This window comes from Thiomonas sp. FB-6 (genome assembly GCF_000377645.1).
Lineage (GTDB): Bacteria > Pseudomonadota > Gammaproteobacteria > Burkholderiales > Burkholderiaceae_C > Thiomonas_A.
In genome coordinates this window covers 146,877-170,437 of record NZ_KB898474.1, presented here as the reverse complement: position 1 = coordinate 170,437, position 23,561 = coordinate 146,877, and the positions used below count along the sequence as shown (strand labels likewise).

General features: G+C 69.4%; 22 protein-coding genes and 1 pseudogene. 14 read left to right on the top strand and 9 right to left on the bottom strand.

The window, feature by feature from the left end; all coding sequences use genetic code 11:
- A partial coding sequence (locus tag D466_RS0106385) for an ABC transporter substrate-binding protein (RefSeq protein ID WP_018912883.1) occupies window positions 1–504 on the bottom strand: 504 nt, incomplete at its 3' end.
- A 265-nt stretch (window positions 505–769) separates the two neighbouring features.
- Between D466_RS0106385 and D466_RS0106380 the strand changes: the two genes are divergently transcribed.
- From D466_RS0106380 to D466_RS20815, 4 genes are all read left to right on the top strand, one after another.
- Window positions 770–1,726 carry an ABC transporter ATP-binding protein gene (locus D466_RS0106380; protein WP_018912882.1) on the top strand — a complete coding sequence of 319 codons (957 nt, stop codon included), beginning with the start codon at window positions 770–772 and terminating at the stop codon, window positions 1,724–1,726.
- A complete protein-coding gene (locus tag D466_RS0106375) occupies window positions 1,723–2,484 on the top strand; it encodes an ABC transporter permease (protein ID WP_018912881.1) in 762 nt (253 codons plus the stop codon). The genes D466_RS0106380 and D466_RS0106375 overlap by 4 nt, the downstream gene beginning before the upstream one ends.
- Before the next feature lie 109 nt (window positions 2,485–2,593).
- Window positions 2,594–3,337, top strand: a complete 744-nt coding sequence (locus tag D466_RS0106370; protein WP_156004069.1) for a hypothetical protein — start codon at window positions 2,594–2,596, stop codon at window positions 3,335–3,337.
- A 57-nt stretch (window positions 3,338–3,394) separates the two neighbouring features.
- On the top strand, window positions 3,395–5,437 hold the full coding sequence (locus D466_RS20815; protein WP_018912879.1) for an EAL domain-containing protein: 2,043 nt from the start codon (window positions 3,395–3,397) through the stop codon (window positions 5,435–5,437).
- A gap of 16 nt (window positions 5,438–5,453) precedes the next feature.
- On the opposite strand, the gene D466_RS0106360 is transcribed toward D466_RS20815, so the two are convergent.
- Genes D466_RS0106360 through D466_RS0106340 form a run of 5 tightly spaced genes read right to left on the bottom strand, consistent with a single transcriptional unit; the run spans window position 5,454 to window position 11,537 of the window.
- Entirely contained in the window at window positions 5,454–6,434 is a 981-nt protein-coding gene (locus D466_RS0106360) for a LysR family transcriptional regulator (protein ID WP_018912878.1), read from the bottom strand.
- A 56-nt stretch (window positions 6,435–6,490) separates the two neighbouring features.
- The gene (locus D466_RS0106355) at window positions 6,491–8,848 is read right to left on the bottom strand and encodes a nitric oxide reductase activation protein NorD (protein ID WP_018912877.1); all 2,358 of its coding nucleotides are present in this window, start codon (window positions 8,846–8,848) and stop codon (window positions 6,491–6,493) included.
- A 40-nt stretch (window positions 8,849–8,888) separates the two neighbouring features.
- The gene (locus D466_RS0106350) at window positions 8,889–9,728 is read right to left on the bottom strand and encodes a CbbQ/NirQ/NorQ/GpvN family protein (protein WP_018912876.1); all 840 of its coding nucleotides are present in this window, start codon (window positions 9,726–9,728) and stop codon (window positions 8,889–8,891) included.
- 15 nt (window positions 9,729–9,743) lie between these two features.
- A complete protein-coding gene (locus tag D466_RS0106345; RefSeq protein ID WP_018912875.1) occupies window positions 9,744–10,073 on the bottom strand; it encodes a ribulose bisphosphate carboxylase small subunit in 330 nt (109 codons plus the stop codon).
- 42 nt (window positions 10,074–10,115) lie between these two features.
- On the bottom strand, window positions 10,116–11,537 hold the full coding sequence (locus tag D466_RS0106340) for a form I ribulose bisphosphate carboxylase large subunit (RefSeq protein WP_018912874.1): 1,422 nt from the start codon (window positions 11,535–11,537) through the stop codon (window positions 10,116–10,118).
- Window positions 11,538–11,805: 268 nt separating this feature from the next.
- On the opposite strand from D466_RS0106340, the gene D466_RS23840 reads away from it, so the two are divergent.
- Together D466_RS23840 and D466_RS20810 are read left to right on the top strand one after the other, a co-directional pair.
- On the top strand, window positions 11,806–12,204 hold the full coding sequence (locus D466_RS23840; protein WP_018912873.1) for a hypothetical protein: 399 nt from the start codon (window positions 11,806–11,808) through the stop codon (window positions 12,202–12,204).
- Between the two features lie 117 nt (window positions 12,205–12,321).
- Window positions 12,322–12,870, top strand: a complete 549-nt coding sequence (locus D466_RS20810; protein WP_018912872.1) for a copper chaperone PCu(A)C — start codon at window positions 12,322–12,324, stop codon at window positions 12,868–12,870.
- 37 nt (window positions 12,871–12,907) lie between these two features.
- Here the strand turns inward: D466_RS20810 and D466_RS0106325 are convergent, their stop codons facing one another.
- Together D466_RS0106325 and D466_RS0106320 are read right to left on the bottom strand one after the other, a co-directional pair.
- Window positions 12,908–13,189, bottom strand: a complete 282-nt coding sequence (locus tag D466_RS0106325) for a hypothetical protein (RefSeq protein WP_018912871.1) — start codon at window positions 13,187–13,189, stop codon at window positions 12,908–12,910.
- A gap of 141 nt (window positions 13,190–13,330) precedes the next feature.
- Window positions 13,331–14,284 carry a helix-turn-helix domain-containing protein gene (locus tag D466_RS0106320; RefSeq protein WP_018912870.1) on the bottom strand — a complete coding sequence of 318 codons (954 nt, stop codon included), beginning with the start codon at window positions 14,282–14,284 and terminating at the stop codon, window positions 13,331–13,333.
- 156 nt (window positions 14,285–14,440) lie between these two features.
- Here D466_RS0106320 and D466_RS20805 point away from each other — a divergent pair, with 156 nt between their 5' ends.
- Genes D466_RS20805 through D466_RS0106285 form a run of 7 tightly spaced genes read left to right on the top strand, consistent with a single transcriptional unit; the run spans window position 14,441 to window position 21,705 of the window.
- Window positions 14,441–15,373 (top strand): alpha/beta fold hydrolase, encoded by a 933-nt coding sequence (locus D466_RS20805; RefSeq protein WP_051083688.1) that lies wholly within the window; start codon window positions 14,441–14,443, stop codon window positions 15,371–15,373.
- Window positions 15,370–16,533, top strand: a complete 1,164-nt coding sequence (locus tag D466_RS0106310) for a porin (RefSeq protein WP_018912868.1) — start codon at window positions 15,370–15,372, stop codon at window positions 16,531–16,533. Before D466_RS20805 ends, D466_RS0106310 begins: the two co-directional genes overlap by 4 nt.
- Before the next feature lie 21 nt (window positions 16,534–16,554).
- Complete coding sequence (locus D466_RS0106305; protein WP_018912867.1) at window positions 16,555–17,766, top strand: substrate-binding domain-containing protein; 1,212 nt, start codon at window positions 16,555–16,557, stop codon at window positions 17,764–17,766.
- Window positions 17,744–18,577: an ABC transporter ATP-binding protein gene (locus tag D466_RS0106300; protein ID WP_081629845.1), complete on the top strand. Its 834-nt coding sequence runs from the start codon at window positions 17,744–17,746 to the stop codon at window positions 18,575–18,577. The genes D466_RS0106305 and D466_RS0106300 overlap by 23 nt, the downstream gene beginning before the upstream one ends.
- Window positions 18,574–19,296 (top strand): ABC transporter ATP-binding protein, encoded by a 723-nt coding sequence (locus D466_RS0106295; RefSeq protein ID WP_018912865.1) that lies wholly within the window; start codon window positions 18,574–18,576, stop codon window positions 19,294–19,296. Before D466_RS0106300 ends, D466_RS0106295 begins: the two co-directional genes overlap by 4 nt.
- Entirely contained in the window at window positions 19,293–20,498 is a 1,206-nt protein-coding gene (locus D466_RS0106290) for a branched-chain amino acid ABC transporter permease (protein ID WP_018912864.1), read from the top strand. The genes D466_RS0106295 and D466_RS0106290 overlap by 4 nt, the downstream gene beginning before the upstream one ends.
- Window positions 20,499–20,511: 13 nt before the next feature.
- A complete protein-coding gene (locus tag D466_RS0106285) occupies window positions 20,512–21,705 on the top strand; it encodes a branched-chain amino acid ABC transporter permease (protein ID WP_018912863.1) in 1,194 nt (397 codons plus the stop codon).
- Here D466_RS0106285 and D466_RS0106280 read toward each other — a convergent pair.
- The gene (locus tag D466_RS0106280; protein WP_018912862.1) at window positions 21,671–22,150 is read right to left on the bottom strand and encodes a winged helix-turn-helix transcriptional regulator; all 480 of its coding nucleotides are present in this window, start codon (window positions 22,148–22,150) and stop codon (window positions 21,671–21,673) included. The two genes, D466_RS0106285 and D466_RS0106280, sit on opposite strands and share 35 nt — an antisense overlap.
- 78 nt (window positions 22,151–22,228) lie before the next feature.
- Between D466_RS0106280 and D466_RS0106275 the strand changes: the two are divergent.
- A pseudogene (locus D466_RS0106275) lies at window positions 22,229–23,560 on the top strand (D-amino acid dehydrogenase); the annotation flags it as partial.
- Window position 23,561 lies beyond the last annotated feature (1 nt).

Genomic DNA, 23,561 nt, shown 5'->3' with positions numbered 1-23,561 from the left:
CGGCCACACGGTGGAGGCCGGAATGCTCACGTCGGCCAGGTAATCGGTCTTCTTGGTGAAGAAGTTCGCCCCCGAGCCGGTCGGGTCGATCAGCAGCATGTGGTGCTCGGCCGCCAGCGGCACCGCCACCGAGGTCAGCACCGAGCCGAAATCGGCCACCAGCACGTCCACCTTGTCCTGCGTGATCAGCTGGTTGTACAGCGTGGTCGCCGTCGACGTGGAGCTCTGGTCGTCGTAGGCCACGATCTTGACCGGGATCTTCTTGCCGAAGGCCTTGACGAACACCCCGCCGTCCTTGTTCACCGCCTCGGCCCAGAACTTCAGGCCTTCGAACTGCCCCTGCGAGGCCACCGCGAAGGGGCCCGTGCTGGCGTACAGCGTGCCGATCTTGATCTGCGCCGGGGCCGTGGCCGCGTGGGCGGCAAAACTGGCGCCGGCCAGCGCCAGCGAGGCGGCGACGGACTTGGCGATGCGACGCAGGGCGCGCTTGGGTTGGGCTTGCATGTCGGATGTCTCCGGTTGTAGTAAGGATGATGGTCGCCGCCGCGATGCAAACGCGAGCCTGGCTCCGACGCTCGTGCGGCGACGAACGCGCCCCTGGCAAGCAAGGCCCATGCCAGGCGACGGGGCACGCGAAAGCCCCTCTGTCTACCTCGGGAGAGGCGCCCGCCGGCGCCGGCCCGAGCGGCGGAAACGGTAACAATGACCGCACGGACGCGGCGGAATTCCGCCCCGGCACGCATCGCCACCCCCTGGTAACCTCTCGGCCATGCTCACCCCCACGCGTTCCGCCCCAGGCGACGAAATCCTGCGCATCGAAGGCTTGGGCAAGGTCTACGCCTCGGGCTTCCAGGCCCTGCAATCGGTGGACCTTTCCATCCGGCGCGGCGAGATCTTCGCGCTGCTGGGCCCCAACGGCGCCGGAAAGACCACGCTGATCAGCATCGTGTGCGGCCTGGTCAACCCCAGCGCCGGCCGCGTCAGCGTGGACGGCCGCGACATCTCCCGCGACTGGCGCGCCACGCGCTCGCTGATCGGGCTGGTGCCGCAGGAACTGACCAGCGACGCCTTCGAGACGGTCTGGGCCACGGTTTCGTTCAGCCGCGGCCTGTTCGGCTGCGCGCCCGATCCCGCGCACATCGAGAAGGTGCTGCGCGCGCTGTCCCTGTGGGACAAGAAGGACAACCAGCTGCGCACGCTGTCCGGCGGCATGAAGCGCCGCGTGCTGATCGCCAAGGCGCTGTCGCACGAGCCCCGGCTGCTGTTCCTCGACGAGCCCACTGCCGGCGTGGACGTGGAGCTGCGGCGCGACATGTGGAACCTGGTGCGCCAGTTGCGCGAGTCGGGCGTGACCATCATCCTGACCACGCACTACATCGAGGAGGCCGAGGAGATGGCCGACCGCATCGGCGTGATCAACCGCGGGCGCCTGGTGCTGGTGCGCGAGAAGGCCGAGCTGATGCGCGAACTCGGGCGCAAGCACCTGACCCTGCAGCTGCAGCATGCGCTGCCCGAGCTGCCGCCGGCGCTGCACGGCCTGGGCCTGGAGCTGGGCGCCGACGGCGCCGAGTTGCACTACACCTACGACACCCAGGACCAGGGGGCCGGCATGGGAGCGCTGCTGGAGAAACTGCGCGAACAGGGCGTGGCCTTCCGCGACCTGCGCACCACCGAGAGCTCGCTGGAAGACATTTTCGTCGGGCTGCTGCACGGGAGCCAGGCATGAACGGCTACGCGGTCCGCGTGATCTACCGCCAGGAGATGGCGCGCACGCTGCGCACCATCATGCAAAGCGTGATCTCGCCGGTGATCTCCACCTCGCTGTATTTCATCGTGTTCGGCGCGGCCATCGGCTCGCGCATGCAGGACGTCGGCGGCGTCAGCTACGGGGCCTTCATCGTCCCCGGGCTGATCATGCTGTCGCTGCTGACCCAGAGCATTTCCAACGCCTCCTTCGGGATCTATTTCCCGAAATTCACCGGGACCATCTACGAACTGCTGTCGGCGCCCGTGTCGTTCCTGGAGATCGTGCTGAGCTACGTCGGCGCCGCGGCCTCCAAGTCGGTGGCGCTGGGGCTGATCATCCTCGCCACCGCCGGGCTGTTCGTGCCGCTGCGCGTGGAACACCCGCTGTGGATGGTCGCCTTCCTGCTGCTGACCGCGGTGACCTTCAGCCTGGTGGGCTTCATCATCGGCATCTGGGCCGACGGCTTCGAGAAGCTGCAGGTCGTGCCCCTGCTGATCATCACCCCGCTGACCTTCCTCGGCGGCAGCTTCTACTCCATCGACATGCTGCCCGGGGTGTGGCATACGGTGGCGCTGTTCAACCCGGTGGTCTACCTGATCAGCGGCTTCCGCTGGAGCTTCTACGGCACCGCCGACGTGGGCGTGGGACTCAGCCTGGCGATGACCCTGGTCTTCCTGGGCATCGCGCTGGCGGTCGTGGCCTGGATCTTCCGCACCGGGTACCGGCTGCGCAACTGAGCGAGGCAGGCTGGGGCGAAGGTGACCCCAGGCTGGGTACACATATGGGTGTCATGGACTCCAAGGTCTTGGGAGGATCCGGACAATCTCCAGACTCAAGGAGCCCATCATGTCAAAACCTCAGCGTACCCTCTCCTTCGCCGCGATGCTGCTCGCCAGTTGCATCGCGGCCGCGGTCTCCGCGGATGCCGCATGGGCGGCGCCCGGAGTACCGGCTGCCTCCCCGGCATCCGCCGCTTCCGCAGCCGCGAGCGACACCCCTCCGTGGGTCTACGTGTCCTTCGTCAACCATACGCCGGCGCCCTTCGACTACAGCCTGCAGATGGCCAACTACGGCCTCGACGCGAGCATCTCGAACCTGATCGTGTTCGGCGAGACCTATGCGGAGCAGATCACCCCCACGCCGATCCTCCAGCCGGGCGCCTCCACGAACTGGCAGCGCTACACCTACAACGAGACTCCCCGTACCGAGGACGCGATCTCGCTGAACCTGCGCCTGGCCGACGGCTCCAAGTACGGCATGCGCAGCTTTCCCGGAGTCCACACCTGCGACATTCCCGACAGCATGAACGGGAACCGGGTGCTGCTGAACCTGCAGCCGGACGGTTCGCCCTACACGCTCTACGAGCAATTCTCGGACGGGCAGGTCTGCGCCTTCGGCATCAACCCGGGGTATTCGGACGAACTGGTCTCACCGCCCGGAGCAGGGCCCAAGGCCGTGAAGCCGAGCGACCCGGCGCTGCTGCGCCGCCTCGACGCGGACTTCCAGCGCGCCACCGGCATCGACCCAGGGCAGGCGCGAGCCGCCCGGCAGGCCGCCAGGGCCTCAGCGTTGCGCCGATGCCCGAGTTGACGGGCCAGGATTCGCCACGGGTTTTGCAGGACGGCGGAAAGCGCTATCTTCCAGCGCATGCGAGACAATCAGCAGGCCCTGGGGCCGGAAGCGGCCGAGCAGCCCTACGGGCTTCGGGCCGCGGCATTGCTGGAAAACGCGGCGGAGCATTTCGCGCAGGCCGGCACGGAATTCGTGGAGGCCTTCTACCAGGGCCTGGCCCGCGAGCCGCAGAGCGCGCGCATCCTGGAGGCGCTCAGCGCCGAACAGTTGCGCAGCCTGAAGGCCCGCCAGGCCGCGCACCTGCAGTTCCTGGTGCACCCCGGCACCACGCGCGACCAACTGCGCCAGCGCGCCGAGGCGGTGGGGCGCGTGCATGCGCTGGTCGGGGTGGGCGGATCCATGCTGGTGCGCTCGCAGGCGCAGTACGGCGGCCTGCTGGCCCGGCTCGGGTCGCGCACCGGGCTGAGCGCCGAGGATCGCCACGCGCTGTCGCGCATCGTGGAGCAGCGCCTGCACGACGACATCGAGGGCCAGACCGATGCGACCGAACGCGTGCTCGGCGCCTACTGGCGCCTGCTGGCGCGCCCGTACGTGCGCGCCGGCGCCGCGTGGGCGGATGCCTCGGCCGAGGAACTGGAAGTGCTGGGCGCGCTACCGGGGGTGCGCGCCGCGCTGCTGCTGCGCCTGGATCAGCAAGGCGTGCTGACGGTCGAGCGCAGCGCCGGTCCGCAGGCCCGGGAGATCACCGAGGTCATGCGCGATCCCGGCACCAGCGTGCTCATCGACTCGCAAACACCGCGCGGCCAGGGCCTGGTGGCGCTGGCCTGGCGCAGCGGGCTGGCGCAGAGCACGCCCAACTACGCCGCGGACCCGCGCCTGGGCTTCTGGAACGGGCAGGCGACCCGGCTGAGGGTGCAGTCGACCTTCGCGCTGCCGGTATGCGACGAAGCCGGCAACGTGGCGGCCTGCCTGTACCTGTACGGGGCCTACCCGAATCAGTTCGAGGCGGACTGGATGCGCGAATTCGGCCAGGGCCTGCAGCGCCGCTGGGAGCAGACCTGGCGGTCCAGCCGCAGCCCGAGCGGCTTCGCCTTGCCCGAGGAACGGGCCGAAGCCTATCGTGCATGCATGTTCACGGGAGGCCTGCGCATGCACCTGCAACCGGTGTTCGACCTGCGCAGCGGCGAGGTCGACGCGGTGGAGGCGCTGGCGCGGCTGCACATGCCCGACGGCAGCGTGGTGCCGCCGGGCCAGTTCCTGCCGCTGCTGGGCCACGCCGAACTGGACCGCCTGTTCCAGCTCGGCCTGGGGCAGGCCCTGGACTGGCTGGTCGAGCTCAGCGGGCAGGCTGCGCGTTTCGCGCGCCTGGGCATCTCCATCAACCTGCCTCCCTCGACCCTGCTGAACCCCGATTGCACGCGCTGGGTGGACGAGGCCCTGCGCAGCCGGGGCGTGGAGCCCGAGCGCCTGCATATCGAGTTGCTGGAGACCCAGGAACTGCACTCGGATTCGCAGCGCGTGGGCATCGAGCAGCTCGCGGGCCTCGGCGTACGCCTGTCGATGGACGACCTGGGCTCGGGCTACAGCAGCCTCGAGCGCCTGTCGCGCCTGCCCTTCGACGTGATCAAGATCGACCAGGGCCTGCTGGCCACGCTGCGCACGTATCCGCTGCGGGTCATCAGCCTGGTGGGCTCGCTGATCCAGGTGGCCCACGACCTGCGGCGCGCGGCCGTGGTCGAGGGCCTGGAGGACGCCGACGCGGTCGAGGCGGTCAGCCTGCTGGGGGCCACGATGGGCCAGGGTTTCGGATTGTGCCGGCCCTTGCCGCCGGAGCAGGCCTCGCGCTGGCTGCGGGAGTTTCGCCCCCAGCCGACGCAGGCCTCGGTAAGCAGCCACCTCGGCGCGCTGGCCTACCACTGGCGCTACGTGCGGGCGCTGCACGTGCCGCCCTCGCACACCGACCTGGCGACCTGTCCGCTGACCGCCTTCCTGCGCTGCGCCGCGCCGCGCGACGAGGCGGTGGCGCGCTGGCACGAGCAACTGCACCGGGGCGAGGAGGTGGACCAGGCCAGCCAGCACATCAGCGACTGGCTGGAGGCTTCGATCGTCGGCAGCTGAGGCGCGGACGCGCCGCTCAGCGCGCCGTGTGCGGCCCGGCTGCCGTGCCGCGCGGGCGTTCGGGCTCCGGCGCCGCCTCGGGCAGGCCGAAGGTCTCGGCCAGGAAGGTCTCGCCGTGTTCGAGCACGAACAGCCGGAAGGTCTCGGCCGCCGGCGAATGCAGCTTGGACTGGCTGTTCACCGCGTACCAGCGACGCAGCACCGGCATGCCCTGCATGGGCGGCACCACCAGCAGCCGGTCGCGCAGCTCCAGGCCGACCGTGTGCAGCGACAGGAAACTGATACCCATTCCGGCCATGACCGCCTGCTTGATGCTTTCGTTGCTCGGCATCTCGGTCCACATCTGCAGCTCCACGCGGTGGCGCAGCAGGTATTCCTCCAGGGTCGCGCGCGTGCCCGAACCCGGCTCGCGCATGATGAAGTTGAATTGCGCGAGCAGTTCCGGCCCGTGCGGTCCGCCGCGCGCCAGCTCGTGTCCCGGCGGCACCACCACGCCCATCGGGTGCGCCGCGAACACCTCGGCGCGGGTATCCATCTCCTTCGGCGGCTGGCCCATGATGGCCAGGTCCAGCTCGCTGTTCTGCAACTGCTCGATCAGCTGCGCGCGGTTGCCCACGGCCAGGCGCACGTCCAGGTAAGGATGGCTTTCGTGGAAGCGCGCGAGCAGGCGCGGGACGAAGTACTGCGCGGTGCTGACCATGCCGATGGTCAGGCGCCCGGTCTTCAGGCCGCGCAGCCGCGCCATCGCGTCCTCGGCGTCCTTCAACGTGGCCAGGATCTTGCGCGCATAGACCAGGAAATACTCGCCGGCCGGGCTCAGGCTGACCGACTTGCCCTGGCGCTCGAACAAGGGCAGCCCGACCTGCGCCTCGAGTTCGCGGATCTGGATGGACACCGCCGGCGGGGTCAGGTGCATCTCCTGCGCGGCCTTGCCGAAATGCAGGTGACGCGCCGCGGCGTTGAACACCCGCAGCTGGCGCAGCGTGACGTTTTTCATTCGATTCCCTGAATTACCACCCGGGAATCTTAAGTCCGCTTTACCGGAAACGGAGCTCAGCGCGTCAGGCTCATGTACAGCATGGGCAGTTTCTCGGGCAGGCGCTCGACCTTGTCGATCACGCTGACGTTGCGGCTGCCGAAGATGTGCGAAACGTAGGCGTCGGCGTGCGGATCCAGCGACAACGCGTACACGGTGACGCCCTCGCGTCCCAGTGCCTCCACCGCGTTGCGCGTGTCGTGGCGCAGGTACTGCGGATCGCGCACGTCGTTGTCCGCCGGCTCGCCGTCAGTGACCACGAAGCAGATCTTGCGGCGCTTGGCCTGGCGCGCCAGATGCTGCCCGGCGTGGCGCAGCGCCGCGCCCATGCGGGTCGAATAGCTGCCCCGCATGCCGGCCAGGCGCGCCTTGGCCAGCTCGCCGTAGGGCTGATCGAAATCCTTGAAGCGGTAGTACTGCACGTCGTGACGGCCGTCGGAACAGAATCCGTGGATGGCGAAGGGATCGCCAATGCGCTCCAGCGCGTCGGCCAATAGCACGGTGGCCGAGCGCGTCAGGTCGAGCACGCTGTAGTCCTGGCCGCGCACCTTGTCGTTCGACGACTCGGACAGATCGAGCAGCACCATCACCGCGAGGTCGCGCTGCGCGCGCTTGAGCCGCACCATGCAGCGGGGATCGGGCGACACGCCCATGCGCAGGTCGCTCATCGCGCGCACCGCCGCGTCGAGGTCGATGTCGTCTCCGTCGCGCTGGCGGCGCATGCGCTGCAGGCCCTGCGGCACCATGGATTCGATGAGGAATTTCAGGCGCGAGGCTACCGGCTTGTGCTCGGCCAGGATGGCGTCGATGCGCGCCAGATCGCCCAGCGGCGCCTGGCGCTCCAGCACGGTCGCCCAACTGGGACGCTCGAGCTGGATCTGGTAGTCCCACTCGGGATAGTGGAAGGGTTCGGACACCGCCGGCCGGCCCTCCAGGGCGTTGATGGTCACGTCCTCCTGGTCGAGATAGAACTCGGTGGGCAGCACCCACACTTCCTGGGCGTCGTCGCCGGCGAGCTCGCAATCCACCTCGTTGACCATCTCCATCAGGCCGACCTTGCGGCGCACCTGGGCGCGCGCCTCCCAGCTCGCCTGCAGCGCCAGCGCCTCGTCGTAGCCCTCGAGCGCCCACACGGCGCGGTTGTCGTCGCGGTACGGGGCGCGCAGCCCGTCCAGGCGCCGGTTGTATTCGGGCAGATCCAGATCCGCCAGCGCGTGCGCCAGCTCCACGCCGACGCGGCGGCTGAGCTGGCGCTCGCCGAGATCAGCCTGGGCGCGCAACAGTTCCACGCCGCGGCGAACCCACGGATGCGGGTCCGCCACGCCGGGCTCCAGCAGGGCGCGGGCCAGGCGGTTGAGCAGATCGCCCACGCGCGCCGGCTCCCCCGCATCGGGCACGGGATGCAGGGCCAGCCACGACGCACGCATGTTCGGGAAGCGCTCGATGGCCAGCTGCTCCACGCGCGCGTCCTCGATCAGCTCCACCAGCGCGATCTGCAGCGGCGAGAGCTCCTGCATGGACAGCGCGCGGCGCGTGAACACCAGGTGCGCGGTGGCATGGTTGGCGGCCGCGCGGTACAACTCCAGCCCGCCCACCACCTGCGGCTCGGGCGTGTCGGCGCCGAGTGGACGCCAATCGTCGTAGGCGTCGGCCAGGTGCACGACATGGCCCTCGATGAAGGGGCGCAGGCCCTCGCGGTTCTCGTAGTCGCCCGCGGTGGGGCGCAGGAACACGTCGCGCCCCCACATCGCGCGCAGATAGATGTTGAGCCGGCGCTGCACCTGCACGAACAGCGTGCCCTTGCGCTCCTGCTGCAGCACCGACAAGGCATCGGCGCTGCGCAGCGAGAAGTAGGCCTGCTGGCCCTCGAAATCGGTCTTGTAGGCCTGCGCGCCCCACTGCACCCAGCGCCGCAGCCCCCCCAGGGTGAGCTGGGACAGCAGCTGGTCCAGATGCTCGAGCATCGGACGCAGTGCGCGCGGCACCTGCGCCAGCATCAGCGACAGCACATTGAGGTACTGGCGAAGCAACTCGTCGTCACCCAGCCGGCGCGCGGCCTGCGGCGCGGTTCCCGCGATCAGCGCCAGCACCGCGCCGGAGGTCTTGGAGGCCATCGCCAGCAGGAAGTTGACCAGCTCGGGAAGCACGTCATCGCCCACCGCGCGCGCCAGCTCCGGCATGGACTGCAGGTAGGTGACGACGAGTTGCTCGCCGCGTCCGAGCTGGTGGAGCGCGAGCGCGCCCTTGAGGTAGTTGTCCAGGCCGCGCGGCGAGAAGGCGCGCGCGGCCTCGGTCCACGATGCGCGCAGCAGTTCCTGCGCGGCGCCCGGCAATTCGCCGTACAACTCCTGGAATTCCTCGAGATGAATGGCCATGGCCTGGGGGCGGCGCGCCGGCGGGCAGGCGCGCCGCGGATCAGAAGTAGGTGGTCACGGTGGCGTCGAGCGCATCGCGCATGTCCGGGTCGTCGGTGATCGGACGCACCAGGGCCATGCGGCAGGCCTCCTGCGCGCCCACGCCGCGGGCTATCAGCGAGCCCGCGTAGATGAGCATGCGGGTGGACAGGCCCTCGTCCAGGCCGTGGCCCTTCAGGTTGCGCGAGCGTTCGGCGACGTGCACCAGCTTGGCGGCCACCTCGGCGCCGACTCCCGACTCGTGGGCGACGATCTCGGCTTCCACCTCGGCACGCGGATACTGGAAGTCCAGCGCCGCGAAGCGCTGCTTGGTCGACTGCTTCAGGTCCTTCATCAGGCTCTGGTAGCCCGGGTTGTAGGAGATGACGAGCTGGAAGTCCGGGTGGGCGTGGATCACCTCGCCCTTCTTCTCCAGCGGGAGCATGCGCCGCGCGTCGGTCAGCGGGTGGATGGCCACCGTGGTGTCCTGGCGTGCCTCGACCACCTCGTCGAGGTAGCAGATGGCGCCCAGGCGGGCGGCCAGGGCCAGCGGACCGTCCTGCCAGCGCGTGCCGCCGGCGTCCAGCAGGTAGCGCCCGACCAGGTCGCTGGCGGTCATGTCCTCGTTGCAGGCCACGGTCAGCAGGGGCCGCCCCAGCTTCCAGGCCATGTACTCCACGAAGCGGGTCTTGCCGCAGCCGGTGGGCCCCTTGAGCATCACCGGCATGCGGACCGAATACGCCACCTCGTACAGCGCGACCTCGTCGGCCACGCTGCGGTAGTAAGGCTCGCGCTCGACGCGGTAGGCTTCGAGCGGATCGGCCGCCACGACGGCGGCGGGGCTGCGCGCGATGTTCGTCATGACGGCCCTCCCGACTCAGCGATACACCACGAAGGCGGTGCCTTGGCTTTGCGCGTAGTTGTCGTACGCGACGAAGCGCACCATGTGGTCGGGGAATTCGCGGTGGCAGGCCTCGAGTTCCTCGATCACGGCGTCCACCGACTGCTCACCGAACATCGGCAGCTTCCACATGTACCAGAAGCTGACCTTGGCCAGGGTGCTGCGCTCGGTGTGCTCGACCGCGGGGTTCCAGCCCTTGGCCAGCGCGAAGCCGATCTGGCGCCGCACCTGCTCGGGGCTCATCTGGGGCATGTAGGAGAAGGTTTCGTACTTCTTGGCGGACTTGTACGCCTGGACGGTAGCCATGTTGGATTCCTTGTCGAAAGGTCTGTGGGGGCGGGGGAGGGATCAGCGGTTGGCCACGTCGAGCTTGTCGACGGTGTCGAACTCGAACTTGATTTCCTTCCAGGTTTCCATGGCGATCTTCAGCTCCGGGGAATCCTTCGCCGCCGCACTCAGGATCTCCTTGCCTTCCTTCTCCAGTTGGCGACCCTCGTTGCGCGCCTGCACGCAGGCTTCCAGCGCCACGCGGTTGGCCGCGGCGCCGGCCGCGTTGCCCCAGGGATGGCCCAGCGTGCCGCCGCCGAACTGCAGCACCGAGTCGTCACCGAAGATGCTCACCAGCGCCGGCATGTGCCAGACGTGGATGCCGCCCGAGGCCACCGGCAGCATGCCGGGCATCGAACCCCAGTCCTGGTCGAAGAAAATGCCCCGCGAGCGGTCTTCCTTGATGAAGCTGTCGCGCATGATGTCGATCCAGCCCAGGGTCGCCTCGCGGTCGCCCTCGAGCTTGCCCACCACGGTACCGGAGTGCAGGTGGTCGCCGCCCGACAGGCGCAGCGCCTTGGACAGCACGCGGAAGTGGATGCCGTGGTGCGGGTTGCGGTCCAGCACGGCGTGCATGGCGCGGTGGATGTGCAGCAGCACTCCGTTGTCGCGGCACCACTGGGCCAGGCCGGTGTTGGCGCAGAAGCCGCCGGTCAGGTAGTCGTGCATGATGATGGGCGCGCCGATGGACTTGGCGTATTCGGCGCGCTTGAACATCTCGTCGGGCGTCGGCGCGGTGACGTTGAGGTAGTGTCCCTTGCGCTCGCCGGTCTCGGCCTCGGACTTGTTGATGGCCTCCATGACGAAGTCGAAGCGCTGCTTCCAGCGCATGAAGGGCTGGGAGTTGACGTTCTCGTCGTCCTTGGTGAAGTCCAGGCCGCCGCGCAGGCACTCGTACACCGCGCGCCCGTAGTTCTTCGCCGACAGGCCCAGCTTGGGCTTGATGGTGCAGCCCAGCAGCGGGCGCCCGTACTTGTTCATGATGTCGCGCTCGACCTGGATGCCGTGGGGCGGTCCGTTGCAGGTCTTCACGTAGGCCAGCGGGAAGCGCACGTCCTCCAGGCGCAGCGCGCGGAGGGCCTTGAAGCCGAACACGTTGCCCACCAGCGAGGTGAACACGTTGACCACCGAGCCCTCCTCGAACAGGTCGATCGGGTAGGCGACGAAGGCGTAGAAACAGGTGTCGTCGCCCGGCACGTCCTCGATGCGGTAGGCGCGGCCCTTGTAGTGTTCCAGGTCCGTGAGCAGGTCGGTCCACACCGTGGTCCAGGTCCCGGTGGAGGATTCGGCGGCCACCGCGGCAGCGGCTTCCTCGCGATCCACGCCCGGCTGCGGGGTGATCTTGAAACAGGCCAGGATGTCGCTGTCGAGCGGGGTGTACTCGGGCATCCAGTAGGTCTGCCGGTACTCCTTCACGCCGGCCTGGTAGGTCTTCACTGCCATGTCGATGACTCCTTGGGAAATGGGGCCGAAAGCCTTTGCGCGAACGTCGCGGCCTCCTGGCTTGGCGTAACCATAACCATCGACTGAAATAAACACAATTTACATCTACGACATGATGCTTTAGTTATTTTTACCTATGTGGCAACGTGGGCCGGGCGAGGGAGGGCGCGGCACCGGGCCGCGCGGAAATTGCGGACGGTCGATGCGCGGTCGTGCGAGCTTCGACGCGCGGACCCCGGGCGCGCTAGCATGCCCGGGAGACTGCGCCATGAACCTGCCCCGATGCCTGCGCTCGCTGACCGCCCGCGGCGGCATCCTCGTGTGGATGCTGCTGGCGGCCTACGCGTGCGCGCCCTGGGCGGCAGCGCTGCAGCCCGACGCGCGCACCGTCGTGGTGCCTTACTGCTCGGCGCATGCGGGCGCGCCGGACGGCCATGGACCGCTGCGCCGGATCCGGCTGAGTTTCAGCGCGACCCCGTCGGTCTCCGGCGGGCTTGGCTGGGGCCTGCCGCCGTCGAAGACCGCCCTGCCCCTGCCGTCGCCGGGCAGGCTGCGCGTGGCGGACGCCGCGCCCGGCGCGCCCGCGTGGAGCAGCGGGACCCGGCGGCCACTGCCGCGCGCCCCACCGGCACGCCCGGCCCCCTCCAGGTTCGCAACGGCCTGCTGAGCCCCGGCTCTCGCCGAGGTCGGTGCGCGTCCGGGCGCACCGCATGCCGGTGCGGCGCCGGCGCGCCACCGCCGCGGCGGGAACTCGCCCCCACCCGATTCACCCTAGGAATTCATCATGCATCTCTCCACCCCCTGGCGCGCCCTGGGCCGCCGCTCCTGCCTTGCCCTGCTCGCAGGCGCCGCGCTGGGTTTCAGCGCGGGCGCCCTCGCGCAAGCACCCTCGGCCGTGCACGTGACCGGCGCCTGGATCCGCTGGCTGCCCGCGGGCCTGCCCGCCGGCGGCTACATGGTGCTGCACAACGACTCGAACCGCCCCGTTGCTCTGGTGGCGGCCTCCAGCCCCGATTACGGGCAGACCATGCTGCACCACAGTGAGATGCGCGACGGCACGATGCACATGCTGCCGGTGGCCAGGGTCGAGGTACCCGCGCACGGCGAGCTGCAGTTCAAGCCGGGCGGCTACCACATCATGCTCATGCAGGCGCGCCACGAGGTGCACCCGGGCGACCAGGTTCCCGTGGTCCTGCGCTTCGCCGACGGCCGGCAGATGCGCGTGCCCTTCGAGGTGCGCAAGCCCGGCGCCTCGGGCGATGGCCAGGGGCCCGGCGATGCGCAGCAGCACGGCGGCATGCAGGGCATGCCGATGCCGCAGCCAGGCCATTGATGCCGCGCGCCGCGGCGGGGCCGCGGCGCCGCCGGATTCAGGGGGTGCCGCGCCAGCCCTGCTGGCGCTTGCGCGCGCGGGCCTGGGCGAGTTCCAGCGGGACCGGCTCGCTCCTGCGGTGCCCGCGGCGCTCCAGCCCCAGCGCGGCGATGACCCGCTGCGGATCCGGCGCCCGCCTGGCGCAAAGCCCCGCCGCGGTGAGCCGGATGTCCCGCGCGCTGGCATGCGCGAGCAACCAGCGAAGCTGCTCGGCGTCGCGCGCGCTGTCGATGCGCACGCCGAAGCTGAGCAGATCGCAATCCCTGGCCTGTTCGTTCATCGTCGGATCCCCCTGAGGGTCGGGATCCCGGCGGCGCCGCTGCACGGCCCTCGGGATCGGGGCAGGAAGACGCACGATAACACGGCCTGGCGGCCGCGCGATGACACCGCGGCGGCACCCGCAAGGCAAGCCGCCGGGGGCTCAGGGCTGCAGCGTCCTGGCGCGGAACTCGCGCGGGGTCTCGCCGTAGCGCGCCTTGAACATGCGGCTGAAATGCGCGGCCTGGCGGAAGCCGCAGCGATAGCACAGCTCGGCGATGCCGTGCGCGCGTTCGGTGGGGCTGGCCAGCATGTCGCGGCATTTGAGAAGACGCTGCTCGAAGATCGTGGCTTCGACGGAAATTCCGACCTTTCCCAGGATCTTGTAAAGGTATCGCGTGGATATTCCGCAGCCTTGTGCAATGTCTTCGGCGTCCAGCCCCGGGTCGGAGAGATGCAGCCGGATATAGGCCAGGATGCGCGTGCGATGCGCGACGCTCACGCTGCTGTCCGTCTCCGAGGCCTGGCCCTGCTCGTCACGCAGCAGGAACATGGACACGAGATCGATGAACTGCTCGCACATGGCCGACAACTCGTCGTCGCGCCATGAATCGAGGTTGTCGAAAATCTGGCTGAAATACGTGCGCAGCATGGATCCCTTGAGCGAGCCCGCGAGATCCATCTTGCAGAACGAGGGAAGATTCCTGCTGCGCAGCAGCAAGGCGGAACTGGGAATCGAGATGCTGAGGCTGCGGAAGCCGCTCTCGCCATGGGCCAGCGCCTTGTACGGCAGGCCCTGGTTCATCAGGTACACGCAGCCGGGGGCCACGTCGAAGCTCTCGCCCCGGCGCTCGACACTCAGCGGCCCCGACACCGGCATGCCGAAGGTGTAGAACTCCTCGCTCAGGCAGGAGGCGTTGCCGCGCGTGCGCTCGATGTTCTGGCCCGCGTAGTGCAGGTCGTTGAACTGCAGGCCGGCGCGGCGCTGGTAGCGCAGCTGCCCGGTGAAATGGCGGTCCCTCGGCTGCACCTCGAAGGGGCCGAAGGCGTCGGCCATGGCCGCCCGCCAGCTGTCGCAGCGATCGATTCCGGCGATCGCCAGGCTCGTGTAGCTCATGAATGTGGCCTCCTCGCCAGCCCGGGTGATTTGACCCAGGCTGTCCGTCTTCTTGCACTGCCCCGCACTATACCGGCAAAACGCTTGCGGCGGACTTCGCGAAGCCTACACTCGCGTCGCCTCGGAGACATCGGCATTAACCCGCGAGCCCGTTATATGAAAACACAGGGACACCCAGGCCAGCCCCCGCATTCACAAGGGTCCGGCCCGCCTTGCGCATCGAATTACCTGCGCTTCGGAAAACACGAGATTCATTATCTTGAATGGGGATATCCAGAGAACCATCCCATTATCATGTGGCACGGACTCGCGCGCACCGGACGGGATTTCGACGTCATCGCCGGACGGTTATCCAGGATCTTTCGGGTGATTTGCCCGGATACCCTCGGGCGCGGTCTGTCGCAATGGAGTTCCGAGCCCGCGCTGGACTACTGCATGGACGCCTACGTCGAATTGGCGGTCCAGCTGGTCGAGGGGCTGGGACTGCGCCGGCTGCACTGGATCGGCACCTCGATGGGCGGGGCCATCGGGCTGCGCGCCGCGGCGGGGCCGCTGCGCGGGCGCATCGCCACGCTGGTGCTCAATGACATCGGCCCCACGCTGCCTCGCGTGGCGCTGGAGCGCATCCGCGACTACGTGGGCCGCCCGCCCAGCTTCGCCACGGTCACCGAACTCGAGGCCTGGATGCGCCAGGCCTACCTGCCCTTCGGCTGGCAAAGCGATGCCCAGTGGCGAAGCATGGCCGAGCACTCGCTGCGGCGCCTGCCCGACGGGCGCCTCACCCTGCATTACGACCCGGAGATCGCCTCGCAGCTCAGCACGCGGCCGCGGGACTACGAGCAGTGGGAGGCCTACGACTCGCTGAGCCAGCCGGTGCTGCTGCTGCGCGGCGCCGACTCCGATCTGCTGACCCCGGAGATCGCCGAGGCGATGACCCGCCGCGGCCCCCGAGCCCGGCGTGTGGATTTTGCCGGTTGCGGCCACGCGCCGGCACTCAACGTGGACGATCAGATCCACGAAATCGAGCGGTTCCTGCAACTGCAGGCCACCGCGGGATTCACCCAAACCCCCAGGAGACAAGACCCATGAACATGCGATTCATCGCCTGCGCCGTCGCCGGCGTCTTCGGCCTCGCGCCACTGGCCTGCGCCAACACCGGCGTCCAGCTGTACGGCACCATCGACCTCGGAGTGACCCACTTCAGCGGACTGGCGCCCTCCGCGGGCGGCGCGCCCGGACAGACCGCGAGCACCACCGGGTTGAGTTCGGGCGCTCAGTCGGCCTCGCGCATCGGCATCTCCGGCAGCGAGGACCTGGGCGACGGCCTGATGGCCCTGTTCCGGGCGGAGACGGGCTTTTGCGCCAGCGGCGGCCAGCTGGGCGCCGGCACGGCCGGCTTCGCCGGACGCGCCACCGCCGGCGACAGCGCCTACTGCAGCGGCACCGGCTTCATGGGGCGCCAGGACTACGTCGGCCTGGCCGGCGGCTTCGGCACCTTCCTGGCCGGGCGCCTGATGAACCTAGCCTACCTGAACGAGAAGGCCGCCGATCCCTTCGCGATGGGCATGACCGGCAACTACAACAACATCAACACCGAACTGTCGGGCGCCGCGCTGGAGACCAACCAGACCGTGGCCTACGTCTCGCCGGCCTTCCACGGTTTCGACACCACGCTGGGCTATGCCTTCAACGTGCTGCCGAACGACTACATCGTGCCCGCCACGCACCAGCAGCAAAACGCCGTGAAGACCTGGGTGGCCGGCGTGAACTACCGCTCCGGGGGCGCCTTCGCCGCGGTGGACTTCCAGCTGCTCGACGACTTCGTGGCGCAGCCCGGAGGCAACGGCATGCAGACCGGCGCGCTGAAAATGTTCCAGGTCTCGGGCGGCTACGACTTCGGCGTGCTCAAGCTCAGCGCGCTGTACGGCCACACCCGCATGGACTACTTCAGCGGCGACGACAGCTCCTGGCTGCTGGGCGCGACCATCCCGGCCGGGCGCGGCGACATCCTGGCCTCGCTGGACGAGAGCAGGTTCGGCCTGGGCGACCCGGCCGCGCCGAGCGCCAGGCAATATGCGATCGGCTACACCTATTCGATGTCGAAGCGCACTAACCTGTATGCCTCGTACGCCCATGTCAGCAACGACGCCGGCTCGACCCGCGCGGTCGGCGACGCCACCGACGGCTTCACCGGAGTGTCCGGCCAGGACTCCACCGGAATGGCCGTCGGAATCCGCCACGATTTCTGAATCCCGCAGAGGAGACATCGCATGAAGACCTTCCACAAAGTCCTGGGCACGCTGCTCGCGGCGCTGCCGCTGCTGGCCCCCTCGGCGGCCCGCGCCGCGGCGGCGCCGCCGATCCAGATCGCCCACATCTACGGCAAGAGCGGCCCGCTGGCCGTGTACGGAGACCAGATCCAGCGCGGGCTCGAGCTCGGCCTGGACTACGCCACCCAGGGCACCGGCGAGGTGCTGGGGCGCAAGGTGGTGATCCGCGTGCTGGACGATCAGGGCAAGGCCGCCCGCGCCCGCGCGTTGTTCCAGCAGGAGCTGGCCGACCCGCAGGTGGCGCTGATCACGGGCCCCGTGAACTCGGGCAACGTGCTGGCGGTGCTTCCGCTGGCGGCCCGCTACCACAAGATCGTCATGCCCGAGGGCGTGGCCGACTCCATCACCGGCAAGGATTTCAACCCCTACGTGTTCCGCATCGGGCGCAACTCCTCGCAGGACGCCATCGCGCAGGCGCTGGCGCTGGGCGGCAAGGGCGTGTGCGCCTCGGTGCTGGCTCCCGACTACGCCTTCGGGCATGACGGAGCGGCGGCCTTCAAGACCGCGCTGCAAGGCTTGGGCGGACGCGTGATCTCGGAGGAGTTCCTGCCCGGCAACACCACCGACTTCACCGCCGGCGGCGAGCGCCTGATCAACGCCCTCAAGGGCACCGACGGCTGCAGCGGCAAGTACATCTTCGTGATCTGGGCGGGCGCGGCCAACCCCTTCGGCGGGTTGCAGGCGCTGAACCCGCAGGCCGCGGGCATCCACATCACCTCGGGCGGCAACATCCTGCAGGCGCTGGCGCTGTACAAGCCGGTGGTGGGCATGCAGGGCGCCGCGTACTACTACTTCAAGCTGCCCCACAACCCGGTCAACGACTGGCTGGTGGCCGAGCACTTCAAGCGCTACAAGTCGCCGCCCGACTTCTTCACCTGCCAGGGATTCGCCGAGGCCCAGGCCATCGTCGCGGCGCTGCGCAAGGCGGGTTCCACCTCCACGCCCGCTCTGATGAAGGCGCTGTCGGGGCTGAGCTTCGAGTCGCCCAAGGGCGAGATCACGATCCGGCCGCAGGACCACCAGGCCCTGCAGGACATGTACCACTTCGAGGTGGTGCTCGACCCTGCGGCCACCTTCAGCGGCGGCGTGGCGCTGAAGCTGGTCAACGTGATCCCCGCGAGCCAGATGCATGTGCCCGTCGAGAACCATTGATCGGGTGGAGCACGCCACGGCCGCCGTCGAGGTGGCCGCCGTGGCCGCCGTCGAAGCGGCGGTCGAAGCGCGCGGTCTGACCGTGCGCTTCGGCGGGCACGTGGCGGTGCGCGAGGTCTCGTGCACCCTGCCGCGCGGCTCGCTGACCGCCATCGTCGGCCCCAACGGGGCCGGCAAGACCACCTTCTTCAACCTGCTGTCGGGCCAGGTGCGGCCGACGGCGGGGAGCATCCATCTGTACGGGCAGGACGTCACCGCCCTGTCCGCGGCCCAGCGCGCGGCGCTGGGCATCGGCCGGGCCTTCCAGCTCACCACCCTGTTCCCGGCGTTGAGCGTGCTGGACAACGTGCGCCTGGCGCTGGCGCGCCAACGCCAGCGCAGCTGGCGCCTGCTGAGCATCGCCGCCGACGACGCGCCGGGCATCGAGCAGGCCCGCCACTGGCTGGAACGCACGCGCCTGCTGGCGCGCGCGCAGGAACCGGCGGCGCAGCTCTCGCACGGCGACCAGCGCAAGCTGGAGGTGGCGATGCTGCTGGCCATGCGCCCGCGCGTGTTCATGTTCGACGAACCGACCGCGGGCATGAGCGTGGACGAGGTGCCGGTGATCCTGGAACTGATCCAGGAGATCAAGGACGACCCGATGAATACCGTCTTGCTGGTGGAACACAAGATCCAGGTGGTGCACAGCCTGGCCGACCGCATCCTGGTGCTGCACAACGGCGAACTGCTGGCGCAGGGCGAGCCCGCCGAGGTGATGGACTCGCCGCTGGTGCGCGAGGCCTACCTGGGCGTGGCGGGGGCGCGTTCGTGACGGCGCTGCTGCAACTGCGCGACGTGCACACGCACATCGGCAAGTACCACATCCTGCACGGCGTGGACCTGGAGATCGAGGCGGGGAGCATCGGCGTGCTGCTCGGGCGCAACGGCGCCGGCAAGAGCACCACGCTGCGCACCATCATGGGCCTGTGGCGCGCCGCCTCGGGCAGCGTGCGCTTCGACGGCCGCGAACTCGGCCAGCTGGCCACGCCGCAGATCGCGCGCGCCGGCATCGGCTACGTGCCCGAGGACATGGGCATCTTCTCCGGGCTCAAGGTGCGCGAGAACATGCTCGTGGCCGCGCGCTCGGGCCCCATGGACGAGGCCCGGCTGCAGTGGATCTTCCAGCTGTTCCCGGCGCTGCACAAGTTCTGGGACACGCCGGCGGGCGCGCTGTCGGGCGGGCAGAAGCAGATGCTGGCCATCGCCCGCGCCCTGGTGGAGCCGCGCCGGCTGCTGCTGATCGACGAGCCGACCAAGGGGCTGGCGCCGTCGGTGATCCAGCACATGATCGACGCCTTCCTGGAGCTCAAGCGCAGCGCCATCACGGTGCTGCTGGTGGAGCAGAACTTCCATTTCGCGAAATCCCTGGGCGACACCGTGCACATCCTCGACGACGGCAAGGTGGTGTACCGCGCCAGCATGGCCGAGCTGGCCGGCGACGAGCAGGCGCAGCGCCGCCACCTGGGCCTGGGGCTGGGAGAACACCAGTGAAGCTCACGCAAGGTGCCCGGCTGGCGCGGCTTTCGCCCTGGCTGCCGCTGGCGGTGATCGTGCTGTTCGGATTCGTCGGCATCCCCTGGTCCACCTGGATCACGCTGAGCGTGGCCGGCCTGGGCATGGGCATGATGCTGTTCGTCATGGCCACCGGCCTGAGCCTGAGCTTCGGGCTGATGGACGTGCTCAACCTGGGCCACGGCGCCCTGATCGCCATCGGCGGCTTCATCGGCGCCACCGCGATCAGCGGCTACGAGTTCGGCGTGTGGCCGGCGCTGCCCTGGCTGCACTGGCATCCCGGCGCCGCGCTGCAGGCGGGCATCGGCCTGGGCGCCTGCAGCCTGCTGGCCGGGCTGCTGGCCGGACTGCTGGCGGCGCGCGCCGTGCCGCGCCCGCGCGAGCGGCGCCGGCGCGCAGCGCTGCCGGCCGGCGCCGGGCTGCTCGCCGCCGCCGCGGTGGCGCTGGCGCTGGGCTCCCGGCAGTTGAGCCTGCAGCCTCTGCTGGCCGACCTGGGCGTGGTCGCCTCCACCTTCGCCTGCGCCTTCGTCGTGCTCGCGCTGGTCGGGCTGGCCTTCGAATACCTGTTCATCCGCCCGGTGTACCGCGACCCGCTGCGCCAGATCCTGGTCACGGTCGGCGCCTCCTACCTGATCGCCGAACTGCTCAAGGCCGTGTGGGGGCCCGCCAGCCTGTCCATGGGCATGCCCTCCACGCTGGTCGGCGGGCTGTCGCTGGGCGGCGTGGTGATCGAGAAATACCGCCTGCTGGCGGCGGCCTGCGGGCTGCTGGTCTACCTGGGCCTGCAGGCGCTGGTGCACCGCACCCGCGCGGGCCTGCTGATCCGCGCCGGCGTGGAGAACGTGGAAATGGTCGAGGCGCTGGGCTACCGCGTGCGCCTGCTGTTCCTCGCGGTGTTCGTCGGCGGCGCCGCGCTGGCCGGCCTGGGCGGCGCCATGTGGGGCCTGTACCAGGGCCAGGTGGGCACCGGCATGGGCGCCGAGATGCTGGTGATGATCATCATCGTGGTCATCATGGGCGGGCTGGGCTCGATCTCGGGCTGCCTGTACGCCTCGGTGCTGGTCGGGCTGTTGTCGAACTACACCACCTACATCGTGCCCACGGTGTCGCTGTTCTCCAGCATCGGACTGCTGGTCGTGGTGCTGCTGGCCTGGCCCCGCGGCCTGCTGCCCGCGCGTTGAGCCGGATGTCCCCATGCCCCCTTCCCCTTCCTTCTCCCTGATCCACCGTCTGCTCAGCGCCGACCCTCCGCGCAGCCGGCCGCTGGCCGCGCTGCTGCTGCTCATCGTGCTGGGCCTGGCCGGTGCCCCCTTCCTGTTCCCCGGCACCGTGGCCTACCGCACCTGCTCGGACATCTGCGTGTTCCTGGTGCTGGCCGCCAGCTACGACATGCTGCTGGGCTACGCCTCCATCGTGTCCTTCGCGCACGGCATGTTCTTCGGCATCGGCGCCTACGGCGTGGCCATCGCGCTGCAGCACCTCGACGCCGGCTGGGCGGCCATCGGCGTGGGCCTGGCCGGCGCCATCGCCTTTTCCCTCGTGCTGGCCCTGCTGATCAGCGTGCTGTCGCTGCGGGTCAAGCAGCTGTTCTTCGCCATGGTCACGCTGGCCGTGGCCAGCGCCTTCTCGATCACCGTGTCGAAGATGTACTCGATCACCGGCGGGGAGGACGGGCTGAACTTGAACCTGCCGGCCTCGATCTCCCCCGGCGTGGGCGGCATCACCCTGCGCGGCTTCGACCTGCCGGGCTGGCTGGCCGGCCTCGCCCACGGGCACGCCGGCGGCGCGTCGTTCAGCTTCAGCTTCGACGGCGGCACGCTGCTGTACTACCTGCTGTTCGCGGCCGCGCTGCTGCTGTTCCTGTTCATGCTGCGCGTGGTCAACTCGCCCTTCGGGCTGGTACTGCAGGCCATGCGCGAGAACCCGTTGCGCGCCGAGGCGCTGGGCTACCGCACCCTGCGCTACCTCACCGCCGACAACTGCATCGCCGCCGTCATCGCCTGCATCGCCGGCGCGCTGTACGCGCTGTCGCTGCAGTACGTCAGCGTCGGGCAGACCCTGTCCTTCGACGTGATGATCGACGTGCTGCTGATGACCGTCATCGGAGGCATGGGCACGCTGTACGGCGCGGTGCTCGGCTCGGCGCTGCTGGGCGTGGCCAGTTCCTACCTGCAGGGCCTGCTGGCCAGCGCGCACGCGACCTGGCTGGGCCGCCTGCCCCTGCTCGGCGCGCTGCTCGGAGGCGAGCGCTGGCCCTTCTGGCTCGGCCTGCTGTTCGTGCTCAGCGTGTACTTCTTCCCCCGCGGCATGGTCGGGCAGCTGCGCCAGTGGGCGGCGCGCCGCCGCCGAGGCCTCAGCGCGCCAGCGGCAGGTACAGCGACTCCTTGATTTCCTCCATGACGATGAAACTGCGCGATTCCGCGGCCACCGGCAGGCGCTTGAGCACGCCGCCGAGCAGGCTGCGGTATTCGCGCATGTCGCGCAGGCGGAACTTGAGCAGGTAGTCGAAATCCCCCGACACGAGGTGGCACTCCAGCACCTCGACCATGTGCAGGAGCTCTTCGCGCACGGCGTCGAACACGTCGCCCCCCTTCGCGGCCAGCTTGATCTCCACGAACACCAGCAGGGGCTTGTCCACCGCGGCGGCCGAGACCTGCGCGTGGTAGCCGGTGATCACCCCGTCGCGTTCCATGCGCTTGACCCGCTCGGCGCAGGGCGAGGTGCTCAGGCCCACGCGGGAGGCCAGTTCGGTGATGGCGATGCGGCCTTCGCGCTGCAGGATGTCGAGGATCTTGCGATCCATGCGGTCGATCTGGTGTTTTTCGCGTTCCATGGGCTTGTTCGGCGGGATTCGCCAGGCAGTTTACCTTCGATTCTGGCACAAAACAGGTAAAAGAACTTCCGCGGACGCTCTACATTCGCCCCATCCATCGATTGCGGGGATTCAGCGATGAAAGTGATCGTTCTCGGGGCCGGCGTGGTCGGCGTCACCACGGCCTACTACCTGGCGCGCGCGGGCGCGGACGTGACGGTGCTCGACCGCGAGGCGGGACCGGCGCTGCAGACCAGTTTCGCTAACGCGGGGCAGGTCTCCCCCGGCTATTCCACGCCCTGGGCAGCGCCTGGAATCCCTTTCAAGGCCCTGAAATGGATGTTCCAGCGCCACGCGCCGCTGGCCATCCGCCCGGACGGCACGCTGTGGCAGCTGCGCTGGATGGCCTCCATGCTGCGCAACTGCAACTCGGCCAGCTACGCGGTGAACAAGGAACGCATGATGCGCGTGGCCGAATACAGCCGCGACAGCCTTCGCGAACTGCGCGCCGAGACCGGCATCGCCTACGAGCAGCGCAGCGCGGGCACCCTGCAGGTGTTCCGCAGCCGCGCCCAGTTCGACGCCGCGCAGCGCGACATCGCGGTGCTGCGCGAATGCGGCGTGGAACACCAGTTGCTGCAAGGCGAAGAACTCGAGGCCGTCGAGCCGGCGCTGGCGCAGGCGCGCGAGCGCCTGGTGGGCGGGCTGCGCCTGCCCAACGACGAGACCGGCGACTGCCAGATGTTCACCAGCGCGCTGGAGCGCCGCGCCCGCGAACTCGGCGCGCGCTTCCTCTACGGGCGCAGCGTGCAGGCCCTCGAGACCGACTCCCGCCGTGTCACCGGCGTGCTGGTCGACGGCGAGATGCTGCGCGCCGACGCCTACGTGCTGGCCTTCGGCAGCTACTCCCGCGCGCTGCTGCAGCCGCTGGGCATCGATCTGCCGGTGTATCCGATCAAGGGCTACTCGCTGACCGTTCCCCTGGTCGACGAGGCGCTGGCCCCGCGCTCGACCGTGCTGGACGAGACCTACAAGATCGCCATCACCCGCTTCGATCGGCGCATCCGCGTGGGCGGCATGGCCGAGATCGCCGGCTTCGACCTGCGCCTGAACCCCAGGCGCCGGGCCACGCTGGAAATGGTCACGCGCCAGCTGTTCCCGGGCGGAGACCTGCCGGCCGCCGAATTCTGGACCGGCCTGCGCCCCATGACCCCGGACGGCACCCCCGTGCTCGGGCCCACGCGCTACGCCAACCTCTCGCTGAACACCGGCCACGGCACGCTGGGCTGGACCATGGCCTGCGGCAGCGCGCGCATCGTGGCCGACCAGTTGCTGGGCCGGCGCACCGACATCGAGGCCCGCGATCTGGCGCTGGACCGCGGCGCGAGCAAGCCCGCCCGCAGCCTCGGCGCGGTACCGGCGGCGGCCTGAG

Coding starts and splice junctions, on each gene's coding strand:
- D466_RS0106380 (WP_018912882.1), top strand. CDS start 770: ATGCTCACCCCCACGCGTTCCGCCCCAGGCGACGAAATCCTGCGCATC.
- D466_RS0106375 (WP_018912881.1), top strand. CDS start 1,723: ATGAACGGCTACGCGGTCCGCGTGATCTACCGCCAGGAGATGGCGCGC.
- D466_RS0106370 (WP_156004069.1), top strand. CDS start 2,594: ATGTCAAAACCTCAGCGTACCCTCTCCTTCGCCGCGATGCTGCTCGCC.
- D466_RS20815 (WP_018912879.1), top strand. CDS start 3,395: ATGCGAGACAATCAGCAGGCCCTGGGGCCGGAAGCGGCCGAGCAGCCC.
- D466_RS0106360 (WP_018912878.1), bottom strand. CDS start 6,434: ATGAAAAACGTCACGCTGCGCCAGCTGCGGGTGTTCAACGCCGCGGCG.
- D466_RS0106355 (WP_018912877.1), bottom strand. CDS start 8,848: ATGGCCATTCATCTCGAGGAATTCCAGGAGTTGTACGGCGAATTGCCG.
- D466_RS0106350 (WP_018912876.1), bottom strand. CDS start 9,728: ATGACGAACATCGCGCGCAGCCCCGCCGCCGTCGTGGCGGCCGATCCG.
- D466_RS0106345 (WP_018912875.1), bottom strand. CDS start 10,073: ATGGCTACCGTCCAGGCGTACAAGTCCGCCAAGAAGTACGAAACCTTC.
- D466_RS0106340 (WP_018912874.1), bottom strand. CDS start 11,537: ATGGCAGTGAAGACCTACCAGGCCGGCGTGAAGGAGTACCGGCAGACC.
- D466_RS23840 (WP_018912873.1), top strand. CDS start 11,806: ATGAACCTGCCCCGATGCCTGCGCTCGCTGACCGCCCGCGGCGGCATC.
- D466_RS20810 (WP_018912872.1), top strand. CDS start 12,322: ATGCATCTCTCCACCCCCTGGCGCGCCCTGGGCCGCCGCTCCTGCCTT.
- D466_RS0106325 (WP_018912871.1), bottom strand. CDS start 13,189: ATGAACGAACAGGCCAGGGATTGCGATCTGCTCAGCTTCGGCGTGCGC.
- D466_RS0106320 (WP_018912870.1), bottom strand. CDS start 14,284: ATGAGCTACACGAGCCTGGCGATCGCCGGAATCGATCGCTGCGACAGC.
- D466_RS20805 (WP_051083688.1), top strand. CDS start 14,441: ATGAAAACACAGGGACACCCAGGCCAGCCCCCGCATTCACAAGGGTCC.
- D466_RS0106310 (WP_018912868.1), top strand. CDS start 15,370: ATGAACATGCGATTCATCGCCTGCGCCGTCGCCGGCGTCTTCGGCCTC.
- D466_RS0106305 (WP_018912867.1), top strand. CDS start 16,555: ATGAAGACCTTCCACAAAGTCCTGGGCACGCTGCTCGCGGCGCTGCCG.
- D466_RS0106300 (WP_081629845.1), top strand. CDS start 17,744: ATGTGCCCGTCGAGAACCATTGATCGGGTGGAGCACGCCACGGCCGCC.
- D466_RS0106285 (WP_018912863.1), top strand. CDS start 20,512: ATGCCCCCTTCCCCTTCCTTCTCCCTGATCCACCGTCTGCTCAGCGCC.
- D466_RS0106280 (WP_018912862.1), bottom strand. CDS start 22,150: ATGGAACGCGAAAAACACCAGATCGACCGCATGGATCGCAAGATCCTC.